At 49.4% G+C, this 8314-nt stretch carries 9 protein-coding genes; 3 read left to right on the top strand and 6 right to left on the bottom strand.

Annotated features, from left to right (window positions below):
* Positions 1–158: 158 nt before the first annotated feature.
* The 3 genes from IEX98_RS20285 to IEX98_RS20275 form a co-directional block, all read right to left on the bottom strand.
* Positions 159–830: a DNA alkylation repair protein gene (locus IEX98_RS20285; protein ID WP_229692287.1), complete on the bottom strand. Its 672-nt coding sequence runs from the start codon at positions 828–830 to the stop codon at positions 159–161.
* A 137-nt stretch (positions 831–967) separates the two neighbouring features.
* Positions 968–1561, bottom strand: a complete 594-nt coding sequence (locus tag IEX98_RS20280) for an AAA family ATPase (RefSeq protein ID WP_188891007.1) — start codon at positions 1559–1561, stop codon at positions 968–970.
* Complete coding sequence (locus IEX98_RS20275) at positions 1558–2058, bottom strand: CYTH domain-containing protein (protein ID WP_188891006.1); 501 nt, start codon at positions 2056–2058, stop codon at positions 1558–1560. Before IEX98_RS20275 ends, IEX98_RS20280 begins: the two co-directional genes overlap by 4 nt.
* 161 nt (positions 2059–2219) lie before the next feature.
* Here IEX98_RS20275 and IEX98_RS20270 point away from each other — a divergent pair, with 161 nt between their 5' ends.
* The 3 genes from IEX98_RS20270 to IEX98_RS20260 all read left to right on the top strand — a co-directional run bounded on the left by IEX98_RS20270 (position 2220) and on the right by IEX98_RS20260 (position 4333).
* Positions 2220–3074: an SDR family oxidoreductase gene (locus tag IEX98_RS20270; RefSeq protein ID WP_229692286.1), complete on the top strand. Its 855-nt coding sequence runs from the start codon at positions 2220–2222 to the stop codon at positions 3072–3074.
* A gap of 83 nt (positions 3075–3157) precedes the next feature.
* A complete protein-coding gene (locus IEX98_RS20265) occupies positions 3158–3349 on the top strand; it encodes a hypothetical protein (protein ID WP_188891005.1) in 192 nt (63 codons plus the stop codon).
* A gap of 81 nt (positions 3350–3430) precedes the next feature.
* Positions 3431–4333: a DUF4358 domain-containing protein gene (locus IEX98_RS20260; RefSeq protein ID WP_188891004.1), complete on the top strand. Its 903-nt coding sequence runs from the start codon at positions 3431–3433 to the stop codon at positions 4331–4333.
* Positions 4334–4395: 62 nt separating this feature from the next.
* Here the strand turns inward: IEX98_RS20260 and IEX98_RS20255 are convergent, their stop codons facing one another.
* From IEX98_RS20255 to IEX98_RS20245, 3 genes are all read right to left on the bottom strand, one after another.
* Positions 4396–4920, bottom strand: coding sequence for a hypothetical protein (locus IEX98_RS20255; protein WP_188891003.1), 525 nt, complete (start codon positions 4918–4920; stop codon positions 4396–4398).
* Between the two features lie 166 nt (positions 4921–5086).
* Positions 5087–7483, bottom strand: coding sequence for an ABC transporter permease (locus IEX98_RS20250; protein WP_188891002.1), 2397 nt, complete (start codon positions 7481–7483; stop codon positions 5087–5089).
* Positions 7480–8244 carry an ABC transporter ATP-binding protein gene (locus tag IEX98_RS20245; protein WP_188891001.1) on the bottom strand — a complete coding sequence of 255 codons (765 nt, stop codon included), beginning with the start codon at positions 8242–8244 and terminating at the stop codon, positions 7480–7482. Before IEX98_RS20245 ends, IEX98_RS20250 begins: the two co-directional genes overlap by 4 nt.
* Positions 8245–8314: the final 70 nt, after the last annotated feature.

Below are 8314 nucleotides of genomic sequence, written 5' to 3'. Positions count from 1 at the left end.
CCGTTCAGCTTGTCCCATTCGCTCTCGCTTGCCTCGCCAACCGCGTCTCTCTCGGCCGGAATTAGAATATACCATAGACGGATATAACAATGCAACTGTTTTTTAATAATATCTTAAAAAAAGTTGAAACTAAGTCCCTGAACCCTCTATTAAAGGGATTAGACCTTCATATGCTTCAAAGCTTCCTTTACGCTTAAAGGAGATAAGGCCGCGCCTTGTACATAGCTTAATACCCTGCCACTGTCGCTTTTCGCATATTCACGCAGTGCCCACCCAATCGCTTTCCGTATAAAAAACTCCTCTTCATGCTTGCAGCTTTCTATATAACGGAACAATCGCTCCGCATCCGTGCTTTCCTTATACCGAAGCTGATACAACAGTGCCGCTCGGCGAAGCCACATATTATCCGATTGAATCCACTTCTCGGTGTAGTCCTGTATGAGTTCCGGATATTTGCGCAGCAGGCTGCCAATAGGATGAGCTGCAAGTATATCTACCGTATCCCACCACGAATGTTCGACAACGAGCTTTTCCAAAACTGCAATATCCGAAATCTGTGCCGTCTTCTTGCGTTTCTCCAGTAAATTCAAAGCCGTGTAATGAAACTCCCGCTCCGGTAGACTCCACAGTTGTACAGCAGCAGTCAATAGTTCCTCTCCCTGCGGCAGCTCGTGCTCTTTCCAAAATGCTTTAACCAGCTCCGTCCGCTCCGGGTTCTTCAACCCCAGGAACGTGAATTGATTGCGCATATACGCCTCCATCGCTACGGCTTGTTCCGGATTAGCATGCCTTCTCAACCACTGCTCTAAAGATAGTATATAATCCTTCAAGCACCTAACACCTCTCCATCATTAAACTTCTACTACTGAATGAGCTGTACATCATATGTAAAAAGAGGACTCCAACCGCCACACAGTCCGAGTCACTCATCGCTAATCAGTTAGCCGACCGCTATCTGCTTTCTGATTCAGCTCCCGCCATCAATGAAATCTTCCAATCGAGCAAGCGTCGATTCACCAAACGGTTCCGAGTTGTCGAACTGCAGGACAGCGTTCTCTGGAAGATTCCAAGCCAGCTCCCTCCGTTCCAAAGAACGGCTGAACTCACTCCAATGCTCCAGCTTCCACTCATCCAGCTTCAGTCCCCGTTGACTGATTCTGCCCCGGTAGCTCTCTTGATCGGGAAGGTAGACGATAACGGCTTTCACATCCACGTCTTGGAGCGAACCCCCTATCCTTGCAAGCTCCTGTTCAATCCACTGCGGATCATTTAATTCCTTCGTAAACGGACCAATGACAACGGTATCCGTTCCAAGGGCAACATTCTCCAAAGCAGCGTCCATCGTAATCCGGTAACCGAGATCGCGGCAAAGCTTTTTGTATTCGGCAGAATCACGGTCATAGGGATCAAGACCGGCAGCCGTCATAATCGCTTTAGCTGCAGGCTGCAGCAGCGTATCCATATCGAAGAACGCCATGCCCCGTTTTCCGGCCAGCGCTTTGGCGAGCGTCGTTTTGCCCGCTCCAGCTCCGCCTACAAAAAACACGAGCTTACGGGTCATTCGAATCCGCCTCCGGCTTGCAACTGCTTCCACACCGTTTTATTGCTGTACTGCCTTTCCGTGCTAATATCCTGACCGAACCAATCCGGGGCTGTAAACGCATTTGCTAGCTCGACGGAATCAAACTCCACCTCAGCCACCGTTAATTGAATTTGGTCGTAGATGTCGATCTCAATGACGATTCCGTTCCACTCCGCCGTAATCCGGTTTTTCGTCAGCGGTACTGCGCCAAATGCTTGAATGACTTGAGAATAGATTCCTTCCGAGATGGAGTATTCAATTTCCTCACGCGCAAGGCCATTGCCTTTTTTGAATGTATGGGTAAACGTCACTTCGCCAGTTGTCACATCCGTTATGCGACGTACTCTTAGCTCCTGATTGGCGTCCAGTGCCAAATAGGTTTGCTCAATCCGCTGCTCCGATCGTTTAACCAGCTTGTCAGCGATCGCGTCTAAGGGCTGTGCCAGCAGAAACTTCCGTTCAATCTCAAGTGCCATCTGTCATTCTCCTTCTTATGAAACAACGTTTATTCTCATCATATCATAACGAGGTTTTGGAGCGTCAGCGCAATTGCATCATATAGAAGAAGATGTCGTAAGCCACTCCTTCTTTCTATATAAATAGATTACATTCGTTCATTATGAAAGGAGAGGCTGAAATGGGGTTGTTTGCAGACGATTTACTACAAGATAAGGTCGTTCTGATTACAGGAGGCGCAACAGGCTTGGGACGGGCTTTGGCAGAAAAATTCGCGGCACTCGGAGCGAGGGTTGCCATTGCAAGCCGGCGTGAAGAGATACTGAAGCAAGCATCGATCGAGATGAGCACCGAACAAAACCCGGTCTTCTATAAAAGCTGCGACGTTCGCGAGCCCGCTCAAATCGAGGAGCTTATCAGTGCTGTGGAGCATCATTTTGGCCGAATCGATGTGCTTGTGAACAATGCTGCCGGCAATTTCATCAGCCCAACGGAAAAGCTTTCTCCACGCGCAGTGGATGCGGTGTTGAACATTGTGCTGCACGGCACCTTTTATACGACACTTGAGGTAGGCAAACGATGGATCGAGCAAGGACATCGCGGTACGATGCTGAATATCGTCACAACCTATGCCTCCACCGGCTCCGGTTATGTTGTGCCTTCGGCCGCAGCCAAAGCCGGCGTTTTGGCGTTGACCCGGTCGCTTGCCGTAGAATGGGCGCGTTATGGCATTCGCCAAGCTGCAATAGCCCCGGGACCTTTCCCTACTGAAGGAGCATGGTCCAGACTGTCGCCGACACCTGAATTTGAGCAAAAGATGATTGACCGCATTCCGCTCAGGCGTACCGGGGAAAAGGAGGAGCTCGCGAATCTCGCTGCTTTCCTAATTTCTGACTATGCCTCCTATATTAATGGAGAGGTTGTTACTATCGACGGAGGTGAATGGCTTCAAGGCGCCGGACAGTTCAACGGACTTAGGGACGTTACCCCGCAGCAATGGGAAATTCTCTCCGAGTTAACGCGTAAAGGCAAATAACCGTTATTCCCTCGGTGAGGCAACTGGCTGCAGCTTTATGATATACTGCAAAAATAAAACATGTATATATGGAGGGCTTTAAAGTGAAAATTTACGTCATTCTCTCATTTAATGAAGAAGGGATGGACAATGTGTACGTCGGCGACGACGAGGAGAAAGCGCTGGCATTCACTCCCGCGGATTTCGAAAACTGCGATGCGCTATTCGTGGAAATATGGGAAGACGGCGAGAAGGTCGATGATTTCCGCCTCGAAGAAACTAAGAATATCGACTAGCCTCGCTATATCCATAACCTGCAACCTTCCCAGTTACCACTCCGTCTAGACTAGGACAACATAGAATGGGAGAGGTACATAATGGGAAAAGGCAGTTTGGCAGTATTGAAAATCGCGGCGCTCGCAATCTCTGTCTCGCTAATTGCAGCAGGTTGCGGAAGCAAAGGAGATTCGGCTGACTCCAATGTCTCGGCCGGCAATACAGCCACAACGGAATCTAGTCCAAGCAGCAGCCCTGACCAGGAACAGAACAGCAACAACAGCAGCAACAGCAACAGCAACAGCAGCAACTCAAATTCGGAGGCTGAGCTCCAGCCGACCGAGACGCCAGTTGTAACCGAAGCGCCTCCTGCACAAGAGCCGGAGTCTGCGGAACAGCAAACAGCAAAGCCAAACGAGAAACCGGAAGCTTCACAGAAGCCGCAAGCATCGGCTAAACCGCAAGCGACTGCCAAGCCGCAAGCAACGACGAAGCCGGCAACCGCGAAGCCGAGTCAGAAGCCCGGCGCAACAGCTGCACCAAAGCCAACGCCAAAACCTTCGGATAAGCCTGCAGCCTCGGCAAAGCCAACGCAGAGGCCTTCGGCGGATGACGTTAAACCTGGCGACATCACATCTAAAATCACTTCCGATATCCAAATTGCCCGTATGATTGAAGCAAGCTCAGAAAGCATCGCTGACGTCTACGGCTTCGATCCGGACGATCTGCTGGAGGATGGTGTCTTCTTGCAGGCCATGATGAATACAAAAGCAAGTGAGGTTGTCGTCGTTAAGCTGAAATCAGCTAAAAACTATGATGCTGTTAAAGAAGGCTTCACGAAACGCGCGGAGCGGATTCAAAAAACGTTCGAAACCTATTTGCAAGACCAGTATGAGGATGCTCTAAACTATCAAATCGTTCGAAACGGCAATTACGTGCTGTTCACGATTACACCAGAGCAGGATAAAGTGAAGGAAATCTTCAACGGTTTCTTCAAAAAATAAGGAACGACAAAGAGGAATGAACGGGGCATAACCCCCGTTCATTCCTCTTTTATTCAATTAACTCAAACCTCAGACACAGTAACGAGCGCCGACAGCGTTTTCACCATATGCTCCAACAGCTCCGGAACGTCCTCCATTTGATCCTCATTGATTTTACGATGGAACGCCAGCTCGATTGTGTTCAAATATTGAGGGATCTGCTGCCCGTATCCGAATGACAAGGTTTGAACGGGCGGTTCATCAGGCTGCCAAATGTCCTGGATGATCGTTTCAACTTGCGCGCACTGCCTATCCACATTCTCTATTGGCATATGGAAAAACAACCTTAGCGTGCACGCTGGGTTTTCCCCTTCCACTGCCAGCAGCTCTGAAGCCAAATCTTTCAACGAAGCCTCCAGCTGCAGCTCAGCCGATAGCTCGCTAGAATCCCCCAATGTAAACCGAAGGGCAAACAGCCTCGACATAACCGCCATCTCCAGCCGGTCAACCCGATGCGTGATCCGTATCGTGCTGTCGAGATTGTCCAAATCATAGGCATAATTTTCGATGGCCACTTTCAAATTATCAAACACGGTAGGATCGAACAACTGCCATCCTCTCCTTCAATCAAATTCATACCCGATAAGCTTAGTTAATAGTATAAATGCTGAAAGATGAGCTGTATATTGTCTCATGACAAATAAATAGAACCAAGCCTCGCTCCCCCATAGGAACGATGTCTGGTTCTATTCCACAGCCTTTCTAGCCTAGCTTCTATTCAATAATTAGTATTCTCGGAGAAGTACGGGCCAGCCAACGGGAAGCATGCCACGCTCCGAAGCTGGCAGCAGCCGCACTGATAACGGACGCCACTGCAATGCCAAACGGCGGTAAAATTAGCGGAAGCTTGGCGATGCCATAATCCAGCAGCAATGATTTCAATAAACCCGGCAAGCCGAAAATGCCAATCGCGATGCCGAGTCCTGCGCCAATCAATGTCAGAACGGCGACGCCTAGCGTAATTGCGCCCCGAATAGACGCATTCGTCATACCGAGTGATTTATAAATGCCATAGGTTCCGCTTTCTTTCCATACTGAAATACGGCAAACGCTATAAATAATCATAAAGGTTACACCCACGAACAATAGAGCCAGCAGTCCCAATGGCACAATCAACACTCCGGTCGCTTCTTTAAATTCCGAATCCAGCAGCGTCTGCTGTGTTGCGGCAGTGACGGATTGCGGATATTTGCCGTTTAATTCGGCGACATATTGATCCGCAATCCGGGAATCATGCAAATTAATAAAAGCGACATCTGCGTCATGATTACCCGTCACACCGCTCATATTCAGTGCATCAGCCATTATTCTAGCTGAGTTGGACATATTGGCAATTGCCTGATAGATCCCGCTCACCAGCATCGTATGCTTACGGCCGTCAATATAAATTTCCATTGTGTCTCCGACTTCTTTGCCAAGTCTGCTGGCTACGTTAATGCCTATAGCCATTTCGTTTTTAAGAACCGGATTGCTTCCCTTAAGAACGGTAAAGCCCAGATTATCATAGCTGCCGTCCAGCACGCTAAGGGAGATACTTGCCGAACCCTGAGAGCCTTTCTCCAAAGGCAAAACGCCATTCAGCAAAGTGAGCCAGCCCGCGTCTTTGACTCTTTCGTCACCCTTCACAAGCGCTTCAAAATCTTCGCTGGAGTAAGCCTCCTTGTTGTAAAACGATACCGAAATATCCGACGAATCATAGCCCCACTGAGCGGCGGTTTGCTTAATCGAGACAATACTATTGAGTAAGACGCAGCTAAATACGAGAACAGCCGTCGTCACAGCTGCCAGCGCTACAACGAGCGTGGAGCTTTTTCCGTTTTTGACGATATGCTTAAAAGCGATAACAGCCTTAATCGGCCAACGTCCAAACGTCATGCCCGAACTTGTACCAAGACGGCGGGCCATCCGCCCGCTTTGCGCTTCCGACATGCCATAGCGAATCGCTTGTGCAGGCTGTACCGATTTGATTTTCTGGCTGAAGGACATCACACAACCAATTACAAGCAGCAGCAGGAACATTCCCGCGGCTATCGCGAGCCATTCGCCCTCTTGAAGAGCCAATGCGTTAGAATCCGAAGTTTTCAGAACGGACAGGGAGTTGTTCAGAATAAGTGCCGATGCGAAGCGGCTGATGACAAGTCCCGGTATAATAGCGGCCGTCGCAAGAAGCGCATATTCCAGGGCATAAGCTCCAACGATTCTTGCGGAGGACAAGCCCGTCGACTTCAGGATGCCGATGGTCCGGTAATTAGATAAAATAGCATCAGAAATCGTAAAACCAATCGTGAACAACGCGATAAACATCATCACGATACCGAGACCTATCATTACAAAGCCGATAATCCGGTTCAAAATTAAGTAAAAGGCCGTTATTTCCTCAAACTCTACTTTTCCTTCTAAATAAGGAATGCCGAAGTGCTGTTCAAAGCCTGCCCAATACTCGCCTTGACGCTCATAGTCTTGAAACCGCAGCCCTAGCATATAACTGTCGCTGCCCTTTTGCCCTTCCATGTTCTGCATATAATCATTATGATTCATCCAGATACGCGAGGTAGTCGAGAACGGTGCCCCGAATGGAAGATCAATGACGACTGCAGATACCTGGAGTTCGAAAACCCCTGTGCCTGTCTTAAACGACAGTATATCCCCTGGCTTTATTCCTTGCGTATAGGCTAGAGAGGTAGGAATCCAAGCCGTTCCTGCCTTTGGAGCATTCTCGCCTGTTCCATCTGCAAACAATAACCGGTCTACCGAAGGAGATTGAGCGGGCGTATCCATCATCATTACATATAGATTAGGCAGCTCTTCACCCTTGTAGCTGACTCCTGACAAATAGCGGAACGGAACCGGCGCTGAAGCGGCAGCGCCCTCCTGCTCGTTCCACCATTGATAAAGCTGCTGCGGATCATGCAGACCTTTCGTTATCGTCAAAATCTGATGAGCACCGTTCGTCCGCTTATGCACATCATTAAATAAGTTGTCCGTGTTCGACAGCACCGTTGCCGATGTGCCAAGCAGCAGGGCAGCGAGCAGAATCAGCAGCGCAATGAGACCGTTTTGCAGCTTTTTTCTAAACAGGCTTGCGCGGCAAAGCGCCCATATCGCCCTCATTGCTGCTCCCTCCCCGTCACATAGGCGAAAATGACGCTTTCGCGCTGCTGCACGGATTGCTCATCATACTTGTCAAACTCCAATATGCCGCCAACCTTGCCATCGCGAATATAGATCAGCCTGTCAGCCCGGCAAGCCGCTTTGATGTCATGGGTAACCATCACGATCGACTGCCCTTGACGGTTCCTCGCCGTTAAAATATCGAGAATCGCCATGCCATGCTCATAATTCAAGCTGCCTGTCGGCTCGTCGGCAAATAAAATATCGGGGGAATTCACTAAGGCCCGCGCGATTGCAGCCCGCTGCTGCTGGCCGCCGGAGGTTTGGGAGGGCAGCCGGTTGCGCTGACCTTCGATTTCCATCGCTTCCATCAGCAATTGCGTTTTATGCCGCACCGCCTTAGGCTCGCCGCCCGCGATATAGGCGGGCAAAGCGATATTTTCCATAATCGTCAAATCCGGCACGAGGTTGATACTTTGATAGATATAGCCCAACTTGCTTGCCCGGAACGAAGCCATTTCTCTCTCGCTGTAGCCGTCGACTCTCTCACCTCTGTATGTAACTTCTCCCGCCGTCAATGCATCAAGGCCGCTTAGCATATATAACAGGGTCGACTTCCCGGACCCCGAATTGCCCATAATAACGGTGAAATCTCCCTCATAAATCTCCAGATCAATATTGCGAATCGCATGGTACTGCTCGCTCCCTGTCGAATAGGTTTTGCACAGGTTGCGGGCTTCTATTATCGCTTGCTTAGTCATCAGTCAGCCCTCCGTATCGTCATTATGACTTTATTCTAGCGGGCCAATCTATATAGTCGCTTATCAAATT

Source organism: Paenibacillus radicis (ex Gao et al. 2016) (assembly GCF_014641555.1).
Classification (GTDB): Bacteria; Bacillota; Bacilli; order Paenibacillales; family Paenibacillaceae; genus Pristimantibacillus; species Pristimantibacillus radicis.
Note: the sequence above shows the minus strand (reverse complement) of the source record. Positions and strands in the feature narration are given on the sequence as shown.